A 21,905-nucleotide genomic window follows, 5' to 3' on the forward strand; every position below is an offset into this window, starting at 1 on the left:
TCGTTAAGAGACGAATGAAAGAATTTACTTGGCCGGTAAGGGTCTATTACGAAGACACTGACGCGGGCGGTGTGGTGTTCTACGCTAACTATTTGAAGTTTTTTGAACGCGCCAGAACCGAAATGCTGCGTATTGTCGGTTTCGAACAGGACAGGCTGATTATTGAGCAAAACCTGATTTTTGTCGTGCGTTCGGTAAAAGTCGATTATTTGAAGCCGGCGCGCTTCAACGACCTGTTGGATGTTAATGCAAAAGTGATTGAACACAAAAAAACGAATTTTACCTTTGAGCAATCGATTACCCGGCAACAAGACCTGTTGTGCGCTGCTGAAGTTCGAATTGCCTGTCTTGATGCGCAAAGCATGAAGCCCAAACTGATTCCCTCTGCTATTTTGGAACATTTAAACTAATGAATACCGATTTATCCATCCTGACGCTGGTCAAAGAAGCCAGCATCGTCGTGCAGTTTGTTATGTTCATCCTGTTGTCGGCATCGGTTGCTTCCTGGACCTTCATCTTTTCCAAGCGTAAAGAATTGAAGCAAGCCATCGCCATCACCGACGACTTTGAGGAGGAGTTTTGGTCCGGCGTCGGTTTGGCCGAGCTGTATAAAAAAATGTCCAGTGACCGTTTCGAGCCGGAAGGCATAGAAAAAATCTTTCTGGCCGGTTATCGCGAGTTTGCGCGGATGCGCCAGAAGGGCGATGTCGAACCTTCGGTGCAGGTAGAAAGTGCGCAGCGGGCGATGCGAATCGAGTTATCTCGCGAGTTGGATAGGCTGGACGAGACCTTGCCGTTTTTGGCGACAGTCGGTTCGACCAGTCCTTATATAGGCCTGTTTGGCACCGTCTGGGGCATCATGAATTCGTTCCGTGCCTTAGGCGAAATCAAGAATGCGACGTTGGCAAATGTCGCTCCCGGTATTTCCGAAGCTTTAATTGCTACCGCCATTGGTTTGTTTGCAGCGATTCCAGCAGTTATTGCCTATAACCGCTTCTCCACGCGCTTGGATCGTTTGGCTGGCCGTTACGAATTATTCGTCGACGAGTTCGTGGTATTACTGCAAAGACAGGCGCACAGCAAATGAATGTAGGCGGCAGCAATCGCAGATCGCGCAAAAAACGCGGAGTAATGGCCGAAATTAACGTCGTGCCTTATATCGACGTTACCTTTGTGCTGTTGATGATTTTCATGATTACCGCCCCGCTGGTGCAAACCGGTGTCGAGGTCGAATTACCCCAAGCCGAGGCTGATTCGGTTGATTTACAGGATCAGGTGCCGGTGATTGTTTCGATCAAAAAAGACGGCAGTTTGTATGTCGATATTGGCAATGGTGATGAGGAAGCCGAGACGCCGGTCGATGTCGATACCGTTAAAACCAGAGTCGCTGCGGTATTCAGAAATAATCCGAAAGCCCAGCTGTATGTGCGTGGCGATCACGAAGTGGAATACGGGAGTATCGTCAGCGTGATGGTGGAGTTGAAGAAAACCGGTGCCCCCAAAGTGGGCTTGATGACCGCGCCGCCGCCAGACAGCAAATAAAGACCACCATGAAAAGTTTTAAACCTTCGCTTGCACAGGCGATAGCGCTGCACATTCTGATTGTCTTGTTGTTCAGTTTTAGTTTTCTAACTGAAACTGACGACGCACAAATGGCCCCGCCGGCGGATATTATTGAAGCGACTGTATTGGATGGCGCGGAAATCGATGCGGAAGCCGAACGCTTAAAGCAGAATGAAGCAAACAAGCAACAAGCCGAAAAGCAGCATCAAGAGCAACTGGAAAACGCCAGAAAAACCGAAGAGCAGTTGTTGCAGCAAGCTAAAAAGCAACGCGTGCTTGAAGAGCAGAAAATTCAGGAAGCCGCCGAAAAGCGTAAGCAAGAAGCGCTAGAAGAGAAGAAACTGCAGGAACAACTGGTCGCCAAGCGTAAGGAAGAGGAAAAAAAGTTAGAGGAAGCCAAGGAACGGCAAGCTCTGGAACAGAAAAAAGCCAAGGAAGTCGCGGAAAAGCAGAAGCAAGCCGAACTGGAGAAACAAAAGGAAGTCGCGGAAAAACAGAAACAAGCCGAACTGGAAAAGCAGAAGGAATTGACGGAAAAGCAAAAGGAAGCCGAGAAACAAAAGCAACTGGAAAAGCAAAAACAACAGGAAGTGGAGCGCGAAGCCAAGTTGAAGGAACAAAAACTGGCGGAAGCGGCGCGAGAGAAACAACAGCAGGAAGCGGAAATCAAAAAGCTGGAACAGGAAAAGAAGTTACAGGAACAAAAAGCCCTGGAACAGCAAAAAAAGCTTCAGGAGCAAAAGAGCGAGGAAGCCAAGCGCCAGGAACAAGCAAGGCAAGCGGAAGCCAAGGCAAAAGCGGAAAAGGAAAGGCAATTAGCTGACGAAAAAGCTAAAGCCGAGAAAGAAAAACAGGCCGCGCTTAACGCTGAAAAAGCCAAACAAGCAGCGGAAGCCGAGGCAAGAGCCAAGGCGGAAAAAGATAAACAACTCGCCGCCGAAAAAGCGGAGAAAGAGCGCCAAGCCAAAATAGCGGCAGAAAAAGCCGAAAAAGAACGCATGGCGGCCGAAGCCGAAGCTAAAGCCAAGGCGGAGAAAGAACGTCAGGCCAAGCTGGCTGCGGAAAAGGCCGAGAAAGCCGAAAAAGAACGGCTCGCGGCGGAAGCGGCTGCTAAAGCCAAGGCAGAACAAGAGCGCCAAGCTGCGATAGCGGCGGCTGAAAAAGCGGAAAAAGAACGCCAGGCTGCGGAGGCTGCCGCTGCTGCAGCGGCAAAAGCGGCGTCGGATAAGCAAGCTGTAGATTCCGCGAAGCAAATGATAGCCCGCAAAGTCGAAGGGGCTTGGACGCGGCCGATCAACGCAACGCAAGGCTTGAGATGCACAATTCAGGTAAAATTGTTGGCTAGCGGTGATGTGATGGACGCAGTGGTGATTGGTAGCAGCGGCGATCCGATTTTTGACCGTTCGGCGGAGAATGCAGTAAGAAAAGCTTCGCCTTTGCCGGTACCGCAAGATAGAAATTTATTTAATCAGGAATTTAGAGTTTTTACCTTTGTGTTTAAACCGGAATAATCAGTAAACGGAAACGAGAGAATGATGTTAATCACAAGAATTTTAGTCGGCGGCATTTTGGCTGGGATGTTTACAGCGGCGCAGGCGGCCGGTTTGACCATAGAGATTACCAAAGGTTCGCAAACTGCGGTGCCTATTGCCATCGTGCCGTTTGCTCAACAAGGCTCTATCGGCAACGTCAAGTTGTCCGATGTGATCAGTTCTGATTTGGGCGGCAGCGGTTTTTTCAAAACCTTGTCGGAAGACGATATGCTGACCAAGCCCAGCGAGCCGGAGCGCGTCAACTTCAAGGACTGGCAGGTATTGGGCCAAGACTATATGGCGATAGGTCAAGTGGTCGGCAATGGCGGCAGCTACAACATCCAGTTCCATTTGTTCAACGTACATAACGGCCAGTTGTTAATGGGCTACCGTTTGACTGCTGGCGCCAACGAATTGCGTCGGGCGGCGCATCATATTAGCGATCTGATTTACGAAAAATTGACCGGCCGCAAAGGCGCGTTTAATACCCGCATTGCTTATGTGACCAGCGTTCGTCGCGGTAACGGCAAGCAGTTTATGCTGCAAGTAGCCGATGCGGATGGTTATAACCCTAGGACGATTGCCGAATCGCCAGAGCCTATTATGGCGCCAGCTTGGTCGCCGGATGGCAGTAAAATTGCCTACGTATCTTTCCATACCAAGCGTTCGGAAATTTGGGTGCAAACCCTGGCAACCGGACAACGGGAAAGCGTTTCTTCCTATCCGGGTATCAATGGCGCACCTGCTTTTTCACCGGACGGCAGTCGTCTGGCTATTACGCTCTCTAAAGACGGCAGTCCGGATGTTTACGTGTTGAATTTGGGTAGTCGCTCTTTGACCCGTTTGACCAGCGGTTTGTCCATCGATACAGAGCCAACTTGGTCGCCGGACGGTAGCTCTATCTTGTTTACGTCTGATCAAGGCGGTAAACCCCAGCTTTACCTGATGCCTGCTTCCGGCGGCAAGGCCAGCCGCGTTACATTCCAGGGCGACTACAACGCTAGAGGCCGTTTTTCGGCGGATGGTAGGAGCTTGGCAATGGTTACTGGCAGCGGCGGAGGCTACAAAATTGCAGTCATGGATATGGCTTCGCGCACCGTGAATGTGTTGACGGAAGGAAATCTTGACGAGTCACCTAGTTTTGCGCCCAATGGCAGCATGGTTTTATTTGCCGCGAACCGCGGCGGTCGGTCGGCTTTATCGGTGGTGTCTACCGATGGCGCGATGCAACAGAAATTGGCATTCGAGAGTGGCGAGGTCCGTGAACCGGCCTGGGCACCTTGATTGCAAGCGCGATAGCCCTCACACTATCGCTACCTGAGTTTTAATTTATATATTGGAGAAAATTGATGAGATTTAACAAAACCTATTTGGCTTTGGCCATGACTGCGATTTTGGTAACAACAGGCTGTAGCTCAACCGAAGAAGAAGGTTTGGCGGATTCCACCCAAGGTACCGATGCCTCAACCAGCGGTCTGGCCGATGGATCTATGTCTGGTAGCCAATTCGGCTCAGGCAATGGCAGCAGCTTCGGCTCCGGTTCCGGCGCGAACCTGGGGCCTGAGTTCAGCGACCCTAACAATCCGTTGTCCAAACAGGTCATTTACTTCGAAATCGATAGCAGCCAAGTGAAACAAGAATACGTGCCTGTCGTGGCCGCGCATGCGCGTTATTTGGCTTCACATCCTAATCAACACGTTATCCTGTCCGGCCATGCCGACGAGCGCGGTTCCAGCGAATACAACATCGCGCTGGGCGAGCAACGTTCTAAATCAGTAGAGAGAATGATGCGTTCGCAAGGTGTCACCGCGAGCCAATTGGAAGTGGTTAGTTATGGCGAAGAAAAACCTGTTGTGTCGGGTCATGACGAATCAGCTTGGCAGCAAAATCGCCGCGTGGAAGTTGGCTATCAATGAGTAAGCGTGCGCTTCTGATCCTGAGTCTCGGCTTTGGCTTATGTGCCGAAGCTGGCGCTGCGCCTAATGGTGCCGGTTATCCGGCTGCGAATGCTTATGCGCAGCCGGCCGCTACTGACAATGCTATTTTTGAGGTATTGGGCAGATTGGAGCAGTTACAGTCGGAAGTGCAACAATTGCGCGGCATGGTCGAGGAGCAATCCCAGACCATCGCCGACTTGCAAAGAAAACAAAGCAATATGTACTCCGATCTTGATGATCGGATGCAGGCGCTTACCGCCGGTGGGCAAGCGCCGCAGAGTCAATCGCCCGCGCCAGCTTCTGCCGATACGGCTGTGACTGGACAAGCGGCAGCCACTGCTGCTCAACCTCCCGCACCAGCGGCCCCGGTTGCACCAACCCCGGCGCCAGTTGCAACTGCGACGCCAGCTCTGGCTGCGCCTGTAGTGGACAATAAGCCGGCTGCGACGGCGGCACAAGGCAACGAAAAGGAACGTTATCAGTCGGCTTACGATACTTTGCGTAACGGCCACAATGCCCAAGCCATCAAAATGTTTCAGGATTTGCTGAAAGACTTTCCAGCAGGCGAGTTTGCCGACAATTCTCAGTATTGGCTGGCGGAAGCGCATAAGATCAATCGTGAATTCGATGCGGCGCGTGCTGCATTTAATAAGGTGGTCAGCCAATACCCCAACAGCTCTAAAGTGCCGGACGCCTTGTTGAAACTGGGCTATATCGAATTCGATCTGCAAAACACCGCAAAAGCTCGCGATTATCTAACGCGGGTGACTACCAGCTATCCAGGCACTACTGCTGCGCATTTGGCGGAAAAAAAGCTGGCGCAAATGCCGCAATAAATTGGCGTACGGATGGAGCAAACGCTACGTATTACCGAAGTATTCTATTCCCTACAGGGTGAGGCGAATACGGTGGGGCTGCCCACTGTCTTTATTCGCTTGACCGGCTGCCCCTTGCGTTGCACCTATTGCGATACTGCCTATGCTTTCAGCGGCGGCGATAAACTTAGCCTCGACGATATTCTTCAGCAGGTTGGCCGCTACAACACCCGCTATGTGACGGTAACCGGTGGCGAACCTTTAGCTCAACCTGCCTGTAATCCTTTGATGCTTCGCTTGTTGGATGCCGGTTACCAGGTTTCGCTGGAAACCAGCGGTGCCTTGGATGTGTCGATGGTTGACAGCCGGGTCAGTAAAGTCATGGATTTGAAAACGCCGAGCTCAGGTGAACTTGAGCGCAATCGATATGACAATATCCAGTATTTAACGGCGCACGACCAAGTCAAATTCGTGATTGCCGATGCCGCCGATTACCAATGGGCCAAGCAGCAACTTGAGCTCTATCGCTTAGTCGAACATTGCCAAGTACTGTTCTCGCCGGTGATGGATGTGATGTCACATACCGAGCTGGCCGAGCGTATTTTGGCCGACCAATTACAGGTTAGGTTTCAAATTCAATTACATAAATTTCTTTGGAACGACGCGCGTGGAAAATAACAGCAGTTCCAGGCCGGCAATCATTTTATTGTCCGGCGGCCTGGATTCCATTACGGTGTTGGCACTTGCCAAACAACAAGGCTTTACTTGCTACGCCTTGAGTTTCGATTACGGCCAGCGCCACAATGCCGAATTGGAAGCTTCGCGGAGAATCGCCAAGCATTACCAGGTCGCTGATCATAAGATCATCAACCTCGGGTTGAGCGCAATAGGCGGTTCTGCGTTGACCGATGCGCGGATCGATGTACCGACTTCGCCGCAAGCCGGCATTCCGGTGACTTATGTGCCGGCCAGAAATACTATATTTCTGGCGTTTGCCCTGGGTTGGGCGGAAGTGGTGAACGCTCACGATGTGTTCATCGGTGTGAACGCCGTCGATTATTCCGGTTACCCCGATTGTCGGCCGGAATTTATCAAAGCTTTTCAAGATATGGCCAACCTGGGCACCAAAGCGGGAGTGGAAGGCCATAAAATTCAAATTCACACACCGCTGATAGCTTTGAGCAAAGCTGAGATTATTCAAAAAGGTTTGGAGCTGGGCGTCGATTACGCGGATACCGTATCTTGTTACTCTGCTGATATTAAAGGTAGAGCCTGTGGCGTTTGCGATGCCTGCAGATTGCGGGCGGCCGGTTTTCAAAATCTGGGCGTGGCTGATCCAACTCATTATCGACCTAAATAACCGGGGTTGACGCGCATTTATTAGAAACTCAAATAGCACGGGTATTTATTTGTCGGCTAAGCTATAAATAAATTTATCGTCGATCTGAGGGTCTTTCAGTATGCAAGTCAAACAAACCAAGTCCCAATTTGTCGCCGTGGCTTCTATAGCCGCCGAATTGAGCGCGGTGATGGAAGTGGCCAAGGAAATTTCCCTAGCGGCAGCCAATGCCAAAGCCATTGCCTTTCGAGCCGGGGAAAAGGCCAAGGGTTTCCAACCCATCACCGACTTCATTAACGAATTGGCCAAGGATACGATCGAATTGGTCAATAACATCAACGAATACGCTTTCCACCTTTATCGCCTGACAGTCAATGAACAACGTATGACCGAAGCGTGCAGACGCTTCGAGAAAGTTGGACAGTTAGCCGTCGGCGCCAGATATGCCGATTCCTTGAACGCCCCATTGCAAGAAGTCAGGCTAAGAACTCAGATTTGTCATCGAGAGTTTATTATCCAGGTTTCGGAATTATTGATTAAGTTGGCTGATGTGATGCATCCGGCCAGGGCGGCCCGGGTGATTGCTGCCAACTCCCGCATCGAGGCTTCGCAAGCGGGAGAGTATCTGCAAAGTCTGCAAGCGGTCGCGGAAAGCGTCGATAACGCCGCGCAAATAATCAACGATAAAGTACATAAATGCCGGAGTGCTTTGACGATTATAAACGTCACCGAATAGCGCACCCACCAAACCCAGTCTGGCCAAGAGGTACAGTTAGCATGAGAATGACCAAAATTTATGAGGGCGCCTACCAATGGATAATGTTTGGCCGCGACGTACATAAGCCCGAAAAAATTATCGATACCAACCAATATATGGTGAGGACGGCCAATCGCTGCTTATTGATTGATCCCGGCGGCATAGAACTGTTTGCACCCATGCTGGCGGCGGTTTTACACCATGCGCCGGTAGAGGAAATTACCGATTTGTTCGCATCGCATCAAGATCCGGACATCATTTCGTCTTTAGGTTTATGGGATCAAGCGTTGCCTCACGCCAAACTGCATGCGGCAGCGTTATGGGAAGGTTTTTTAAGGCATTTCGGCTGCGAAACTATCGAATATGTGCCGATTCCCGATCATGGCGGGGTCATCAATCTCGGTACTACCGAGTTGCAGATCATCCCTGCGCACTACCTGCATGCCTCTGCTAATTTCCATATTTACGATCCACACGCCAAAATCCTGATGTCCGGCGATGTCGGTGCAGCCTTGGAAGCGCCGGGTACGCCGGTATTTGTGGACAACTTCGATATGCACGTCGAGAAGATGCGTTTCTTTCATCAGCGTTGGATGCCCTCTAATCAAGCTAAGCGCGCCTGGATTGATCGGGTCAGGAAGTTGGATATCGACATACTGGCCCCGCAACATGGTCGGATGTTTAAAGGCGATGATGTGAAGCGTTTTCTGGATTGGTTCGAGGCCCTGCAAGTGGGGATTGCCGTATAAAACAAGCATTTGCCGAAAATTGGGTTTATAATCCGGCCATTACGAGCCCCCGTCGCGAGATGGGGGTTTTTTGTTAGTGAGAGTAGTTGAGGTATCTCATCAAGCATGGCGCAAAAACTTTACATACAGACTAACGGCTGTCAAATGAACGAATACGATTCCGATAAAATGCGGGACGTATTGATGGCATCGCATGGCATGGAGTTGACCGATATTCCGGAACACGCCGATGTGTTACTGCTAAACACCTGTTCGATTCGCGAAAAAGCCCAGGAAAAGGTGTTTTCTGCGGTCGGGCGCTGGAAAAAAATCAAAGATAAACGTCCCGGTGTGATTATCGGCGTCGGTGGCTGCGTGGCCAGCCAGGAAGGTGCCGCGCTGCAAAAACGCGCACCGTATGTAGACATCGTGTTTGGCCCGCAAACTCTGCACCGCTTGCCTGAGTTGTTAAACCAAGCACGTAGCGGCGGTAAGCATGTCGTAGATATTTCTTTTCCGGAAATCGAAAAATTCGATAATTTACCGGAACCGCGTGCGGAAGGTCCTAAGGCCTATGTGTCGGTAATGGAAGGGTGCAGTAAATACTGTACCTATTGCGTAGTGCCATACACCCGCGGTGAAGAAGTCAGCCGGCCGCTGAACGATGTGATTGCCGAAATCGAAACGCTGGCCAGACAAGGCGTGCGCGAGATCAACCTGCTCGGCCAAAACGTTAATGCATATCGCGGTGCGATGGAAGACGGCGATCTAGCTAGTTTTGCGCTGCTGTTGCATTGCGTCGCTGCCGTCGATGGTATCGACCGTATACGTTTCACCACATCGCATCCTTTGGAATTCACTGACGATATTATCGAAGCGTTTGCCGAAATTCCGCAGTTGGTCAATCATTTGCATTTGCCGGTGCAAAGCGGCAGCAACCGTATTTTGGCCGAGATGAAGCGCGGCCATAGACGCGAAGATTATCTGGAAATCATGCGCAAGATGAAAGCGGTGCGGCCGGGCATTAGTTTGTCGTCGGATTTTATCGTCGGCTTTCCCGGCGAAACCGAGCAGGATTTTCAAGATACGATGGATCTGATCGAAGAAGTCGGTTACGACTTGTCTTACAGTTTCATTTTCAGTGCCAGACCGGGCACGCCGGCGGCCAATTTTGCCGACGATGTCAGTATGGCGGTTAAGGAACAGCGCCTGAAGCGCTTGAAAGATAGGCTGAACGAAATGTTTATGGCTATTTCCGAAGCGATGATTGGTACGGTGCAAAGCGTACTGGTAGAAGGCATTTCCAAGAAAAATCCGCTGCATCTCACTGGTCGTACCGAGAACAACCGCGCCGTGAATTTTGCCGGGCACCCGCGCTTGATAGGCCAGTTCGTTGATGTCTACATTGCCGAAGCCTTGCCCAATTCGTTACGCGGCCGTCTGGTGGAATCGTCCATCGAAAAAATCCAGCAGACCGCCTAGTGTTGAACGCCAACCATTTTTCGCAAGAAATTACCCTGTTACCCGCCGATGCGCAGCGTTTGTCCAATTTTTGCGGACAATTGGATGCGCATATTCGCCAAATCGAGCAACGCTTGCAGGTAGAGATCGCCAATCGCAGCAATCATTTTAAAGTGACGGGTGTCGATGCCGCCGTCACGGCAGCTTGCGCGGTGATTCAGAAATTGTTCGAACTCACCGAGCGGGAAGAAATCACCCCGGAGCAAGTGCATTTGAGTTTGCAGGATGCCAGTATCGACCAGTTACTACAGGCGGCTCCGAACGTGAAATTGGAGCCGGTGGCGATTAAAACCAAGCGCGGAGTAATCAAGGGACGCGGTTTTAATCAGCAGGACTATTTGCGCAAGATCATTTCGCACGACATTAATTTTGGCGTCGGTCCCGCTGGTACCGGTAAAACCTATCTGGCGGTGGCGTGTGCGGTTGACGCGCTGCAAAACGAGACGGTACGGCGGATTATCCTGGTGCGGCCGGCAGTCGAAGCGGGCGAGAAATTGGGTTTCCTGCCGGGCGATATGGCGCAGAAGGTCGATCCCTATTTACGGCCCTTGTACGACGCGCTTTACGACATGTTGGGCTTCGAACGCGTCGAGAAATTACTGGAAAAAAATGTCATCGAAGTAGCGCCCTTAGCCTTTATGCGCGGTAGAACCTTGAACGATTCCTTCATTATTCTGGATGAAGCGCAAAATACCACGGTGGAACAGATCAAGATGTTTCTGACCCGGATCGGTTTTGGCTCCACCGCCGTCATTACCGGCGATGTCACGCAAATCGATTTACCCAACGAAAAAATGTCCGGCTTGAAGCATGTGTTGAAAGTGCTGAAGGATGTAGAGGGTATCAGTTTTACCTTTTTCGGCGTGCGCGACGTGGTCCGGCATCCTTTGGTGCAGCGGATAGTCGCCGCCTACGAGCACTACGAAAAAGAGCACACGCCCTCGGTTTAGTGTATGAATTATATCGACATGCAAATTGCTACGTCGGCGCCTCACCCCGAATTGGAGCAGTTTCAGCAATGGGCGGATATCGCCCTGGCAATTTTTGAAGATGGCGCGGACAGCGAACTGGTGATTCGGTTAGTCGATGATGCGGAAAGTGCGCAACTCAACCAACAATATCGCCACAAGAATGGGCCGACCAATATCCTGAGCTTTCCGTTTGAAGCGCCGGCGGGTATCGATATGGACTTGCTGGGCGATTTGGTGATTTGCGCGCCGCTGATTGCGCAGGAAGCGGCGCAGCAAAACAAATTGGCCGAACATCATTGGGCGCATATCACTATACACGGCGTATTGCATTTGCTAGGGTATGACCATATAGAGGATCAGGATGCCGAACAAATGGAAGCATTAGAAATTGAGATTTTGAGCAAATTAGGTATAGCAAACCCTTATATGGAGGATGGAAAGTAATGAGCGATGGTAACCCCCCGAGTAGTCAACCCCATAAGAGCTTGATCGAGCGCATCGGTCATTTTCTGAGTGGGGAGCCGCAAGATCAGGAAGACTTGCTGGAGATATTGAGAGAATCGCAAGAAAAACATCTTTTAGACTCCGACGCGTTGGCCATGATGGAAGGCGTAATGCACGTAGCGGAGATGCGGGTCAGAGACATCATGATTCCGCGTTCGCAAATGGTGGTCGTGCCCCGGGATGCGGAGCTGGAAACCATCTTTCCTTTAGTTGTCGAATTTGCCCATTCCCGATTTCCAGTCATCGAAGAAGACCGCAGTAAGGTAGTCGGCGTGTTACTGGCCAAAGACTTGCTGGCTCATGCTTTGCGGGATAAAACCCTGAAAGTCGAAGATGTGATGCGTCCGGTCAACGTGGTTCCGGAAAGCAAGCGTTTGAACGTGTTGTTAAAAGAATTTCGCACCGAACGCAATCACATGGCCATCGTTGTAGACGAATACGGCAACGCCGCCGGCTTGGTGACGATTGAAGACGTCCTCGAGCAAATCGTCGGCAAGATCGAAGACGAACACGACGACGATGAAGTACAAGAATTTATTTCTCAGCGTAGCGAAAAAGAGTTTATCGTCAGCGCGCTTACACCCATCGAAGAATTCAACGATTATTTTTCCGCTACGCTGGAAGACGACGAATACGATACGCTAGGCGGTTTGATCGTGCAGCGCCTTGAGCATTTTCCCAAGAAAGGCGAAAAAGTGGAGCTGGAAGACTTCTGTTTCGAGGTATTGCGGGCCGACAATCGGCGGGTGCATTTACTGAAATTGAAGCTCAAATAAGTGTGTTCTGTGCGCTGGTGCCTGAGGCTAGTAGTTCCTCGAATGCATCGGCCGGCAGGGCTCTGGAGAATAAATAGCCCTGTCCATAGTCGCAGTCCGCTTCCAGCAGTAGCTGGCGTTGTTGTTCGGTTTCTATGCCTTCCGCGATGACCTTTATGCCCAGCTTGTGCGCCATGACGATAATCGCTTCGCAGAGTATCTTGTCGCTGGAGTTCGGCGACAAATTACCGACGAAAGACTGATCTATTTTCAGATAGTCGATATCGAATTTTTTCAGATAAGCCAGCGACGAATAGCCTGTGCCGAAATCGTCCAGCGATACTTGAATTCCCGCATCTCGAAAAGCCAGTAATTGATCTTTTACCACATTGCTGGCGTCCAGCAGCAAGCCCTCGGTAATTTCCGCCACGATGCTTTGTCCGGGCAACTCAAGTGTTTGCAAGTGATCCAGCCAAGTGCCGTGGGACTGGTCGTCGTAAAACTGCACCGGCGATTTGTTGACGCTGATCTGAAAATCCGGATGGTACCGGGAACGCCATTGTTTGACCTGTCCCGCCGCTTGTTTAAATACCCAATCGCCGATTTCGGCAATCAGGCCTATATCTTCGGCAATATGCACAAATTCTGCGGGACTGACCATGCCGCGCGTCGGGTGTTGCCAGCGAATCAGCGCTTCGGCTTTATGGATGGCGCCGGAGCCCAGTTCCACGACCGGCTGGTAATACACTTCGAACTGGTTGGCCTCCAGAGCGTTACGCAAATCGTCGGCAATCAGCATGCGCGCTAGAGCGGCTTCCTGCATTGATGGAGTGAAATAACAATAGCGATTACGGCCCTGATGTTTCGCGGCGTACATTGCTTGATCGGCGTTTTTGATTAATGAATCGATTCTCTCGGCGTCCTTGGGGTAGAGCGTGATGCCGATACTGGCGGAGATGTAGGCCACTTTGCTTTTCAGCTGAAAAGGTTCGGCCAATCTTTGCAGGATGTTTTTGACGACGCGTTCGGCGTCGTCGGCATCATCAAGTTCGCCGAGGATAACTGTGAATTCGTCGCCGCCCAATCTGGCGACAGTATCGGAATCGCGTACGCAACGCAGTAGCCGTTGCGAGGCATCTTTCAGCAATAAATCGCCCATATCGTGCCCCAGTGTATCGTTAACTTCCTTGAAACGGTCAAGATCAAGCAATATCAAAGCGACCTGTAAGCCGCTACGATGTGCCTTTTTGATTTCTTGATCCAGTCTGTCGTGAAACATGCGGCGGTTGGGCAGGCCAGTGAGCGGATCGAAATTGGCTTGGGTCCAGATCAGTTCTTCGGACTGTTTTTTTTGCGTGATGTCGGAAAACAACGCAACTCGCCGCTGCGGCACGCCATCCGCACTGAAGATGGTATTGATGGTCAGTTGCTCGGCGAAAATCTCGCCATTCTTCCGGCGATTCCAAATTTCGCCTTTCCAGTGACCGCCAGTGTTGATGGCGTGCCACATGGCTTGATAAAACTGTTCGCTCTGCCGCTCGGAGTTCAGAATGTTATGGTTTTTACCGATGACTTCGTCCAAGGTGTAGCCGGTCAACGCGGTGAAAGCCGGATTAACATTGATGATCATGCCTTGTGCGTCGGTTACGGCCATGGCTTCGCTGCTGTTTTGATACACTAACGAAGCCAATTGCAGCTCTTCATTACTGCGGCTACGGTCGATCGCGATGCCGGCCAGATGCGAAGCCTGTTCAATCATCTGAATATCGTCGGCTCCCGGTGACGCTGGCTGGCGCTGGTAAATAGCGAACGTGCCCAACAATTGGCCGGAGGAGCCACGGATTGGTTCCGACCAGCACGCCCCTAAGTCGGCCCGTGCCGCAAGCTCGGTAAAAGGTCCCCAATACGTATGGTTCTGAATATCTTCGACAATGACGCGTTGGCCAAAGTAAGCGGCGGTGCCGCATGAGCCGACGCCGGGACCTATGAACAAGCCGTCTACGGCGGCATTGTAGAAGTCGGGCAGGCGCGGTGCCGCACCGATAAATAGGCGATTGCCTTCGCTATTCAATAACAAGATTGAACAGAGTAAGTCCGGATTTTGGGTTTCCACACCCCGCACTACCGCTTGCAGGATATCCGGTAATGCCGCACCTTTTGACAGTAATTCCAGTACGTGGTTATGGGCGCGTTCGCGATTAGCCGCTTGTTGGCGATCACTGATATCCATGGCAATACCGATAATGCCGACCGTTTCTTGGTTAATGTCCTGTAATTGGGTGCGGGTTATCTGGATGGTATGCCGTTTGCCGTCGGCAAATTTAATTTGCTCGAGAGATTGATGCGGTTGGTTCGCTTGCGCTAAACAGGCTTGATCGGCGCTTAGGAAACGGGCGGCCATTTCCGTCCCAAACAGCTCGGCAAGTTGCTCGTTAGCAATGAAGCGGGCTTCCGGCAGGCCAAGGGCGTCGCAAAAGGTATGGTTTACAAACAAAAAGCGCGTATCAAGGTCGGCCAGCCAAATGCCGACCGGTGCGTTGTCGAGAATGGCATGCAACTTGGCTTCGGAGGCATGTAGCTCAGCTATTTGCGAGTTTAGTTGCTCAGTCATCGACATGAAGCTATTAGCCAGGTAGCCGATTTCGTCGTTACGCTGCGTCGGTAGCCCGGTCAGCGGCGTGCCCAGCTTGTATTGACCGATGGCGGTCGTCATCGAATTTAGCGGTTTGGCCAGGACGCGCGCCAACAGCAGCGAAATTGCACTTGCCAGCAGGCTGAACAACAATGTTATTTCGATAACGCCTATTCCCAGGGCTTTACTTTCCTGCAAAACGTTTTTCAGCGGCGTGTACAAGCCCAGCATCGCGAAGCGCCCGCGGCTTTCCGAGCCCAACGGCAGTTTTACGAAAGCGGCCAGTGAAGAAGCGGCCAGACTTTGCTTATCGCTGGTCGCGAATACCAAATGCGCTTGTTTGCCAGCCAGAATCGCTTTTATGTTCGGGATGTCATCCTGAATCAGGAAATTGCGGCCGCTCTCAAATCCAAAGGTTTTTGCCGCGTCGGGGTGCATCAAGTAGTCCCCTCTGTCGTTGCTGAGCAGCAATTCAATATCGTCGGGAATATCGCCGCGCACTTGCTCGAACAACCCTTGTAAATCGACATTGATGACGATCACCGCGATGGTGGAGGCGTTCGCCGACTTGATGGGCATCGCTATCCGCAGAGTGGGTTTGCCGAATCCCAGGTGAGTGCCTAATTCTTGATTTAAATTGATTTCGGAAACGTAGTATAGCTCGGCGGCTAGCGGCATGGTTTCGAATACGTATGGGAAATGGTTCTTCTCTTGTAATTGTGCCTCGTCAATGATTTTGAGGTTGTCTTGGTCTCTATCGACTCTGACCAATTCCTTGCCGTAATGTTGTGTGTCGATCAAACGGATTTGACTGTATTCGGGATGGGCATTCAGCAGGCTGACAAAAATCTCCGCCAATTGATTTTTGCGTATGCTCAACTTTGACTCAGGTTTCGCCGAGACGATGTCGGCGCTGACCGGCAGATGGGTTAGAAACTTTACGTTGCTGGCGGTAGCTGCCAACGCATCCGCAAATCGGTGTCCTAAGGCTTGGGTGTCGTTTAACAGCTTATCCTTGGCCGTTCCCACCAGCATGGTCCGGCTACGATCGTAAACATAATAACCGGTTAGGCCTGTGGATAGTGTGCCTAGCAGTGCCAGCCAGAAACCCAGTTTTATGCCTATGCTGGAGCGCACTCAGAATGCCTCGGGCGCTTCGCCGGAAATGATTCTATCCCATAGCGTTTTGCGCGCTAGAGGATTGAGTATCGGTTCCAGCCAAATGATGGGCTGGTTTTGGGGACTGTCGTTCTCCGGCGCTGTAAGGGTGTTTGCCAAGCCGTGTTGCTGGGTGAGTCGCTCGCTGACCGCTTTTTCCAAGGTGTAATTAATCCATGCTTCCGCTAATTCAGGGTTTCGGCTATTTTGGGTGATTGCCCAGCAATCCAGCCAGGCCAGCGCGCCTTCGCGGGGAATCACATAGCCGATGTCGGCACCTGCTTCGCGCAAGGCTTTCAGTTGTTGGGTGCCGTAATTACCGAAAATCAAGGCTATATCATATTTGACAAAAAGCCTGGTCGCTTCCTCGGCGGTCGCGTAAAAGGTCAAAACATTACGGCGTAACTTGGCCAATTCGCGAGCGGCCTGTTGTAGTTCGGGATACGTCATCCGGAACGGATTGGAGACGCCCCTCAGTAAGCCGACCATGGAAAAATTGTGATTACTGGCGTTAAAAGCCAGCACGCGGCCCCGATAAGCGGTGTCCCACATAGCCGACATGGATTGTGGGGCTGTGTTAACTAGTTTGCGGTTATAGATCAGCCCCATTTCCGAGTAGGTGTAAGGAACGGCATACGTGTCGTTCCCACGAACCAGACCGGGGATAGCTTGCAAGTTTTGGAAACGCGGCAATTGCCGGGCATGGTTGGGGATATTCGCCATGCTGATCGGTCTGCTGAGGCCATGATCGATATAACGCTGCAATTCCGCAGTATTGACAGCAAATACGTCATAGCTGCCGCTATTGATTTTCTGCCAAAGGTCGTCGTCCGACGTTACCAGGGTCAACTCTATCGCAACGTTGAACCGCTGCTGGAATGCCGAAATCACTTCATTATCGGCGTAACCGTCCCAAGTGAGTATCCGCAACGTTTCCTGGGCGGACACCCAACCGGATATTGCCAGACACATGATCGTTAGAAAATATGTAAAAACGGTGGCGGAACGTTTGGCAGTAATGCTCATAAGGCTGTCGGCATGAATTTGTCGGGCCATCATAACCAATTAGTATGCGCTTTCCGCCAATTACGATATTGATATTATGTTGCCGCGCACAGATTCCGAAAATAATACTGTGACGCTGCCGGGTAGGATTGTTCGGCTGGTAGTCGAGTGCGGGTCCCGATCAATCCGCTTGATCGACTTTGATCAGAATGCGTAAAACGTTTTGCCGGGTACTGTGGTTGAAACTGTTGAAGCCGCGACTGTCGGATTGTTCGGTGTCGGCATTGCCGGCAAGTTCCACCCATTCGCCGAGATTGGCGCGTAAAGTGGTGTGTGCGGATTGGGTTTCGATATGGCCGTTGCGCTGAAAGGTGTCCGACCACGGTTCGATATCGAGAGTGACTTGGTTGCCGGTCAAACGCGGCGTAACAGCGAAGCCGGTACTGGCTTCAATCATCTGGGTATTGCTGCTCACCGCGGAACCATAGCCTGAGTCGTAGACGCTGTAATTTTGCACCGGCCGGACCTGTCCTGTTTTGATATGGGCTGCCTGACCTTCCAGGGTGCGTAATTGTTGATGTTGTTGCCGGTTTTGCAAATCCTCGGTGTTGCCCATCATGCCGCGCATCCGAATCGTATTCGGCGCTGCGGCAATGGCCGCTTCGGCGTTCAACTCGGCTGCCGTTTTGCTGCTGGTTTGTAAGACGCTGATGACTAGATTGCTCATCCGGGCATCGAGTTTTTGAATGAGGGCCCTGATTTCGCCGAGTTTGGCGGGATTGGTTTTAACGATCAGACTGGAACCGTTATCGATGACGCGATCATCTGCATCCAGCAAGGGCGCCACTAAAGCCTGTACTTCTGAGGCGGGGCGGTTGGCGAGCGGGATGACTTCCAGCACCGATTCGTCGGCAACCGCGAGGCCGGCTATCAACATCAAGCCGGCCAAGCAGGGTTTAGATTTCATTGTAAAGCGCGAGATATTGATTCGCACTGTTCTGCCAGGAGAAATCCTTGACCATCGCGTTACGCTGAATTTTCTTCCAGACCGGTCGGTTGTGGAATAACACCAGGCTGCGTTTGATGGCTTCTATGAGCGCTGCCGCTGACGCATCGTTAAACGAGATGCCGCTGGCGCTGCCATTGCTGATGCTTTCCGGCAGCGCATCGACTACTGTGTCTGCCAAGCCGCCTGTTTTTCTGACAATAGGTATCGTGCCGTAGCATTGGCTATACATTTGGTTCAAGCCGCAAGGTTCGAAGCGCGATGGCATCAGGAAGATGTCTGCGCCTGCTTCGATTTGATGCGCCAAGCGCTCGTCGTAGCCGATGGTGATGGACACTCTTTCCGGATACAGGCGGGCAAACTCTTGCAGGCGGTATTCGATGCTTTTATCGCCGCTGCCCAGTAAGGCAAATTGCAAGGGCAGGGTGGTCATCTCCTGTAGACAGCTCAGTACCAGATCGATACCTTTTTGCTCGACCAGGCGGCCAATCAAGCCGAACAATGGGGTTTCCGAGTCCACCGGCAAGCCCAGTTGTTGTTGTAGCGCCGTTTTATTGATTAGCTTGTCTTTTAAAGTATCGACGCTGAAAGGCTTAACGATATATTCGTCTTTAGCCGGGTTCCAGACCGACACATCAATGCCGTTCAGAATGCCACGCAAGTGGCTTTGCTTATGGGCCAACAGACCTTCCAAGCCGTAACCGAATTCCGGAGTCTGGATCTCCTGGGCATACGTGGGACTCACCGTAGTAATCCGGTCGGAATAGCTCAGGCCACCTTTGATGAATGACAGCATGCCGTGGAACTCCAGGCCGTCCGGGTGTAGTAATTGCCCAGGCAGATTTAACTGGGCGTAGGTGCTGCCGGGGAACAGCCCTTGGTAGGCCATATTGTGAATGGTAAAAATCGTCGCTGGCGGGTTGGGTTCCAATGACAGCAGCGCCGGCACCAAGCCGGTCTGCCAATCGTTGCAATGCACGATGTCGGCGTGCCAGTTTAAATATGCCCGGTTGGTGGCCACTTCCACGATGATGCGGCAGAACAGCGCAAAGCGCTCACCGATGTTCGGCCAGGGTCGCCCGGCTTCATCGAGATACGGATTACCGGGAAAATTGAAGAACGGCGGATAGTCGACCAACCAGACGATGACGTCGCTGTCCGGCAATCGGGTCTCCAAAAGATTGACGTCGCAATTGTTGACTCGCACCGTACATAGGTAACGGCCGGGCTCGCAGTTCTTGATGCCCTGGTAATTGGGCATGATAATCCGTACGTCTTGGCCCAGTTCGGCCAAGGCCAAAGGCAGGCTGCCGGCGACATCCGCCAGGCCGCCGGTTTTGATCAGGGGATGAGTTTCGCTGCTCGCGAACAGAATTTTTTTCATGGCGATAAAACTACATTTTCAAAATAATGCCGGCCAGGGGCGGCAAGGTGACGGAAATGGAGTGGTCTTGGTTCATCCACGGTTGCGGTTCGGACAGCACTGCGCCATTGCCGGTGTTGCTGCCGTCGTAATACTGCGAATCCGAGTTGAATATTTCGTAGTAAGTACCTGGGTTAGGTACGCCGATCCGGTAGGCTTCACGCGGCACGGGCGTAAAGTTCAGGATCACGATCAGATCTTCATGCGCTGATTTGCGCCGATAGCTAATAATGGATTGCTGATAGTCGTGGCAATCGATCCATTCGAAGCCGTGATGATCAAAGTCGTAGCGGTGCAGGGCGGTATGGCTGGAATAGAGTTTATTCAAGTCTTTGACCAGCGTTTGCAGACCTTTGTGGTGTGGGTAATCCAGTACGTACCAATCCAACGTGCGGTTGCAACTCCATTCGGTGCCTTGACCGAATTCGCAGCCCATGAACAACAGTTTTTTGCCTGGGTAGGTAAACATCATCGTGTACAGCAGGCGCAAATTGGCGAAGCGCTGCCATTCATCGCCGGGCATTTTGTTCAACATCGAACCTTTGCCGTGTACCACTTCGTCGTGGGAAAACGGTAGCACGAAGTTTTCGGTGAACGCATACAGCAAGCCGAAAGTCAGCGAATCGTGATGATACGAGCGATGAATCGGTTGCTCCTGCATATAATGCAGAATGTCATGCATCCAGCCCATGTTCCACTTCATTGAGAAACCCAGGCCGCCGGTCCAGGTCGGGCGAGTGACTTGCGGCCAGGAGGTTGATTCCTCGGCCATGATCACCGTGCCGGGATGCTGCTCGTGGGTGACGGTATTCATCTGGCGCAGGAAGTCGATCGCTTCCAGGTTTTCGTTGCCGCCGTACATGTTTGGGATCCAGTCGTTGGCGTCGCGGGAATAATCCAAATACAACATGGATGCCACCGCATCGACCCGCAGGCCATCCAGATGGAATTCCTCCAGCCAGAAGAAAGCGCTGGACAGCAGGAAGTTTTTCACTTCGTTGCGGCTGTAGTTGTAAATCAAGGTGCCCCAGTCGCGATGCTCACCCTTGCGCGGGTCTTCATGTTCGTACAACGGCGTACCGTCGAAGCGACCCAGCGCGAAGCTGTCTTTCGGAAAGTGGGCTGGGACCCAATCCAAAATCACACCGATGCCGTTTTGATGACAATGGTCGACGAAATAGCGGAAATCGTCAGGGGTGCCGTGACGGCTGGTGGGCGCAAAATAACCGGTGGTTTGATAGCCCCAGGAAATGTCCAGCGGATGCTCGGTGACTGGCAACAGCTCGATATGCGTAAAGCCCAGTTCCTTGACGTAATCCACCAATTGCTCGGCCAGTTCCCGGTAATTAAGGAAATTGCCGCGATGGTCGCGCCGCCAGGAGCCCAGGTGTACCTCGTAAATCGACATCGGCTGATGCAGCCAATCGTGCTGCGGACGGTGATCCATCCAGCTGCCGTCTTGCCAGGTATAACTGTCTTCTGCTGTGACAATCGCGGCGGTTTGCGGACGGAATTCGAATTGCTGGCCGTAAGGGTCAGTTTTGACCAGTAGTTGGCCCGTGTGGCGATTCAGAATTTCAAACTTGTACAGGCAGCCGACGGTCAGGCCTGGAATGAAAATTTCCCAGATGCCGCTACTGCCCAGGCTGCGCATCGGATGGCACCGGCCGTCCCAGCGATTGAAGTCGCCGATCACGCTGACCCGCTGTGCGTTCGGTGCCCAGACCGCAAAATGTACGCCGGGAATATCGGCTACGCTGTGTAGATGCGAGCCCAGCTTTTGATAGATATGCCAATGCCGGCCTTCGGCAAACAGATGCTGGTCGAATTCCGGCAGCACCGGGCCGAAGCAGTACGGATCGTAGTGTTGGTGGTCATAGCCGTCCTTATCCGTCCAAAATAATGGGTAATGTTCGGCGATGGCTTCGCTACCCGGATGGTATTCGAAAAAATCGGTGTCGGGAATACGAGAGAATTCAGGGCCTTGGGGACTGTTGATTCGCACGGTTTCCGCATAGGGCAAATACACTCTGATGACATTATCGCGGCCTTGGCCATGACGGCCTAGCACTGAGAAAGGATCGTGATGCTTTGCTTCGGTGAGTTTTATTAGTTCTGAATCAAGCGTGTTGGTTTTGCTTGGCTTGTTCATTTTGCAATGCCTCAGTTATAGTTAGTTATCGGTTGGCAGGAATAGCAATTTTGGTAATGACCGACTTTTCAGCATCAAATCGCTTGAGTTTTTACTTTTCCGTGAAG

The 21,905-nt window shown here is 51.8% G+C and carries 20 protein-coding genes; 15 read left to right on the forward strand and 5 right to left on the reverse strand.

The genetic code is table 11. The features are described from left to right. Positions 1-14 precede the first annotated feature (14 nt). From ybgC to METH11B_RS0119640, 15 genes are all read left to right on the forward strand, one after another. Complete coding sequence (ybgC, locus tag METH11B_RS0119570; protein ID WP_026603467.1) at positions 15-410, forward strand: tol-pal system-associated acyl-CoA thioesterase; 396 nt, start codon at positions 15-17, stop codon at positions 408-410. Continuing rightward, positions 410-1,087 carry a protein TolQ gene (gene tolQ, locus METH11B_RS0119575; protein WP_020483188.1) on the forward strand — a complete coding sequence of 226 codons (678 nt, stop codon included), beginning with the start codon at positions 410-412 and terminating at the stop codon, positions 1,085-1,087. The genes ybgC and tolQ overlap by 1 nt, the downstream gene beginning before the upstream one ends. Positions 1,088-1,131: 44 nt before the next feature. Next, the gene (gene tolR, locus METH11B_RS0119580) at positions 1,132-1,542 is read left to right on the forward strand and encodes a protein TolR (protein WP_231499641.1); all 411 of its coding nucleotides are present in this window, start codon (positions 1,132-1,134) and stop codon (positions 1,540-1,542) included. An 8-nt stretch (positions 1,543-1,550) separates the two neighbouring features. Then, positions 1,551-3,074: a cell envelope integrity protein TolA gene (gene tolA / locus METH11B_RS0119585; RefSeq protein WP_026603469.1), complete on the forward strand. Its 1,524-nt coding sequence runs from the start codon at positions 1,551-1,553 to the stop codon at positions 3,072-3,074. A 66-nt stretch (positions 3,075-3,140) separates the two neighbouring features. Beyond that, the gene (gene tolB / locus METH11B_RS0119590) at positions 3,141-4,379 is read left to right on the forward strand and encodes a Tol-Pal system beta propeller repeat protein TolB (RefSeq protein WP_231499697.1); all 1,239 of its coding nucleotides are present in this window, start codon (positions 3,141-3,143) and stop codon (positions 4,377-4,379) included. Between the two features lie 65 nt (positions 4,380-4,444). Further along, complete coding sequence (pal, locus tag METH11B_RS0119595) at positions 4,445-5,011, forward strand: peptidoglycan-associated lipoprotein Pal (protein WP_026603471.1); 567 nt, start codon at positions 4,445-4,447, stop codon at positions 5,009-5,011. Then, positions 5,008-5,868, forward strand: coding sequence for a tol-pal system protein YbgF (ybgF, locus tag METH11B_RS0119600; protein WP_026603472.1), 861 nt, complete (start codon positions 5,008-5,010; stop codon positions 5,866-5,868). The genes pal and ybgF overlap by 4 nt, the downstream gene beginning before the upstream one ends. Before the next feature lie 12 nt (positions 5,869-5,880). Next, complete coding sequence (gene queE, locus METH11B_RS0119605; RefSeq protein WP_026603473.1) at positions 5,881-6,525, forward strand: 7-carboxy-7-deazaguanine synthase QueE; 645 nt, start codon at positions 5,881-5,883, stop codon at positions 6,523-6,525. Further along, on the forward strand, positions 6,515-7,207 hold the full coding sequence (gene queC, locus METH11B_RS0119610; RefSeq protein ID WP_026603474.1) for a 7-cyano-7-deazaguanine synthase QueC: 693 nt from the start codon (positions 6,515-6,517) through the stop codon (positions 7,205-7,207). Before queE ends, queC begins: the two co-directional genes overlap by 11 nt. Positions 7,208-7,307: 100 nt before the next feature. Continuing rightward, on the forward strand, positions 7,308-7,922 hold the full coding sequence (locus METH11B_RS0119615; protein WP_026603475.1) for a hypothetical protein: 615 nt from the start codon (positions 7,308-7,310) through the stop codon (positions 7,920-7,922). Positions 7,923-7,963: 41 nt separating this feature from the next. Then, a complete protein-coding gene (locus METH11B_RS0119620; protein ID WP_026146965.1) occupies positions 7,964-8,692 on the forward strand; it encodes an MBL fold metallo-hydrolase in 729 nt (242 codons plus the stop codon). A gap of 105 nt (positions 8,693-8,797) precedes the next feature. Then, a complete protein-coding gene (gene miaB, locus METH11B_RS0119625) occupies positions 8,798-10,153 on the forward strand; it encodes a tRNA (N6-isopentenyl adenosine(37)-C2)-methylthiotransferase MiaB (RefSeq protein WP_051427014.1) in 1,356 nt (451 codons plus the stop codon). Then, complete coding sequence (locus tag METH11B_RS0119630; protein WP_026603477.1) at positions 10,153-11,142, forward strand: PhoH family protein; 990 nt, start codon at positions 10,153-10,155, stop codon at positions 11,140-11,142. Before miaB ends, METH11B_RS0119630 begins: the two co-directional genes overlap by 1 nt. Positions 11,143-11,145: 3 nt before the next feature. Then, positions 11,146-11,607 (forward strand): rRNA maturation RNase YbeY, encoded by a 462-nt coding sequence (ybeY, locus tag METH11B_RS0119635; RefSeq protein ID WP_026603478.1) that lies wholly within the window; start codon positions 11,146-11,148, stop codon positions 11,605-11,607. Then, a complete protein-coding gene (locus METH11B_RS0119640; RefSeq protein ID WP_020483175.1) occupies positions 11,607-12,443 on the forward strand; it encodes an HlyC/CorC family transporter in 837 nt (278 codons plus the stop codon). Before ybeY ends, METH11B_RS0119640 begins: the two co-directional genes overlap by 1 nt. On the opposite strand, the gene METH11B_RS27985 is transcribed toward METH11B_RS0119640, so the two are convergent. The 5 genes from METH11B_RS27985 to glgB form a co-directional block, all read right to left on the reverse strand. After that, positions 12,436-16,191, reverse strand: coding sequence for a bifunctional diguanylate cyclase/phosphodiesterase (locus tag METH11B_RS27985; RefSeq protein WP_026603479.1), 3,756 nt, complete (start codon positions 16,189-16,191; stop codon positions 12,436-12,438). The two genes, METH11B_RS0119640 and METH11B_RS27985, sit on opposite strands and share 8 nt — an antisense overlap. Next, complete coding sequence (locus tag METH11B_RS0119650) at positions 16,192-17,238, reverse strand: extracellular solute-binding protein (protein ID WP_051427076.1); 1,047 nt, start codon at positions 17,236-17,238, stop codon at positions 16,192-16,194. It abuts the gene before it with no gap. A gap of 160 nt (positions 17,239-17,398) precedes the next feature. Then, complete coding sequence (locus tag METH11B_RS0119655) at positions 17,399-18,184, reverse strand: type II and III secretion system protein (RefSeq protein WP_026603481.1); 786 nt, start codon at positions 18,182-18,184, stop codon at positions 17,399-17,401. Next, positions 18,174-19,607: a glycogen synthase GlgA gene (glgA, locus tag METH11B_RS0119660; protein WP_026603482.1), complete on the reverse strand. Its 1,434-nt coding sequence runs from the start codon at positions 19,605-19,607 to the stop codon at positions 18,174-18,176. Before glgA ends, METH11B_RS0119655 begins: the two co-directional genes overlap by 11 nt. A 10-nt stretch (positions 19,608-19,617) precedes the next feature. Then, positions 19,618-21,798 carry a 1,4-alpha-glucan branching protein GlgB gene (gene glgB, locus METH11B_RS0119665; protein WP_026603483.1) on the reverse strand — a complete coding sequence of 727 codons (2,181 nt, stop codon included), beginning with the start codon at positions 21,796-21,798 and terminating at the stop codon, positions 19,618-19,620. Positions 21,799-21,905: the final 107 nt, after the last annotated feature.

Origin of the sequence: Methylomonas sp. 11b (assembly GCF_000515215.1) — a bacterium.
Classification (GTDB): domain Bacteria; phylum Pseudomonadota; class Gammaproteobacteria; order Methylococcales; family Methylomonadaceae; genus Methylomonas.

What these genes read in the sequence shown, in the direction of transcription:
- ybgC (WP_026603467.1), top strand. Translation starts at nt 15, where the DNA reads ATGAAAGAATTTACTTGGCCGGTAAGGGTCTATTACGAAGACACTGAC.
- tolQ (WP_020483188.1), top strand. Translation starts at nt 410, where the DNA reads ATGAATACCGATTTATCCATCCTGACGCTGGTCAAAGAAGCCAGCATC.
- tolR (WP_231499641.1), top strand. Translation starts at nt 1,132, where the DNA reads ATGGCCGAAATTAACGTCGTGCCTTATATCGACGTTACCTTTGTGCTG.
- tolA (WP_026603469.1), top strand. Translation starts at nt 1,551, where the DNA reads ATGAAAAGTTTTAAACCTTCGCTTGCACAGGCGATAGCGCTGCACATT.
- tolB (WP_231499697.1), top strand. Translation starts at nt 3,141, where the DNA reads ATGTTTACAGCGGCGCAGGCGGCCGGTTTGACCATAGAGATTACCAAA.
- pal (WP_026603471.1), top strand. Translation starts at nt 4,445, where the DNA reads ATGAGATTTAACAAAACCTATTTGGCTTTGGCCATGACTGCGATTTTG.
- ybgF (WP_026603472.1), top strand. Translation starts at nt 5,008, where the DNA reads ATGAGTAAGCGTGCGCTTCTGATCCTGAGTCTCGGCTTTGGCTTATGT.
- queE (WP_026603473.1), top strand. Translation starts at nt 5,881, where the DNA reads ATGGAGCAAACGCTACGTATTACCGAAGTATTCTATTCCCTACAGGGT.
- METH11B_RS0119615 (WP_026603475.1), top strand. Translation starts at nt 7,308, where the DNA reads ATGCAAGTCAAACAAACCAAGTCCCAATTTGTCGCCGTGGCTTCTATA.
- METH11B_RS0119620 (WP_026146965.1), top strand. Translation starts at nt 7,964, where the DNA reads ATGAGAATGACCAAAATTTATGAGGGCGCCTACCAATGGATAATGTTT.
- miaB (WP_051427014.1), top strand. Translation starts at nt 8,798, where the DNA reads ATGGCGCAAAAACTTTACATACAGACTAACGGCTGTCAAATGAACGAA.
- ybeY (WP_026603478.1), top strand. Translation starts at nt 11,146, where the DNA reads ATGAATTATATCGACATGCAAATTGCTACGTCGGCGCCTCACCCCGAA.
- METH11B_RS0119640 (WP_020483175.1), top strand. Translation starts at nt 11,607, where the DNA reads ATGAGCGATGGTAACCCCCCGAGTAGTCAACCCCATAAGAGCTTGATC.
- METH11B_RS0119650 (WP_051427076.1), bottom strand. Translation starts at nt 17,238, where the DNA reads ATGAGCATTACTGCCAAACGTTCCGCCACCGTTTTTACATATTTTCTA.
- METH11B_RS0119655 (WP_026603481.1), bottom strand. Translation starts at nt 18,184, where the DNA reads ATGAAATCTAAACCCTGCTTGGCCGGCTTGATGTTGATAGCCGGCCTC.
- glgA (WP_026603482.1), bottom strand. Translation starts at nt 19,607, where the DNA reads ATGAAAAAAATTCTGTTCGCGAGCAGCGAAACTCATCCCCTGATCAAA.
- glgB (WP_026603483.1), bottom strand. Translation starts at nt 21,798, where the DNA reads ATGAACAAGCCAAGCAAAACCAACACGCTTGATTCAGAACTAATAAAA.